Below are 887 nucleotides of genomic sequence, written 5' to 3' on the forward strand. Positions count from 1 at the left end.
CTCAAATCGTCTGCGACAGTAGCGGCCAGTTTGCGGCTTTGTAGCACGCGAATAACCCCCGTCACCCAAGAGACGATAGACAAGATAAATAGCAAAAAAAACAAGGTTTTGGTCACCATGTCGCTGATTTGCCAGTAATGCATAAAGTCCATGCCAGACTCCTTAATGTTTAATATCACCCTATGATAGCGCGGCGTATATCACAGCTCGCCTTATCATAAAGAATCATAAAATTATAAATATATTTTAAAATTAATGAGATGATTTCAATAAAATGCGCGCTAAGGTACAGCGTAGCTAACTGTTAGTGTTACATTGCCCACCACGGGCACGCCGTTTTGTGTAAAGGGTGTAAACTTGCCAGAGCGAACTTGACGCTGCGCTGCTTTATCCACCCTTGGGTTGCCTGACGGCTGCGACACTCGCACACTATCGATGCCGCCTTGCTTGTTGACCCTCAACACCAACACCACATTAAACGTATCGCCTGATTGAGCATTTCGAGCAGCACGCTTAGGAAAGCTCAATCTCGGCGGCGATGCCCAATCAGCATTACTGGCAGTAAAGTTCACTGGCGTATTGCTTGCTGCAGCTTTTGCTTTGGCTTGTGCCGTAGCCTCCGCAGCTTCTTTAACCGCTTGCTCTTTAGCCGCTTTCTCTGCTGCCAATCTCTCAGCCTCTTGCGCTGCTGCTCTATCACGGGCTTCTTGCTCAGCCTTCTGCTGTTCTTGCTCTCTTATACGACGCTCCTCGGCTCTGCGACGCTCCTCAGCTCTGCGTTGTTCATCAGCCGCTTGGGTATCGACTTTAGGCTCAGCTGCCGGTGTTTTTGGCGCTTCTGTTTTAATGATATCAGGCTGCTTTTCTATTACTTTTTTAGGCGGCGC

General features: G+C 48.4%; 1 protein-coding gene. It reads right to left on the reverse strand.

Features of this window, described 5'->3' with window-relative positions:
• Positions 1-281: 281 nt before the first annotated feature.
• Positions 282-887 (reverse strand): energy transducer TonB (locus tag NK638_RS12310; RefSeq protein WP_274633236.1); only part of this gene is annotated, 606 nt, incomplete at its 5' end.

It is taken from the genome of Psychrobacter sp. A3 (assembly GCF_028823565.1).
Taxonomy (GTDB): Bacteria; Pseudomonadota; Gammaproteobacteria; order Pseudomonadales; family Moraxellaceae; genus Psychrobacter; species Psychrobacter celer.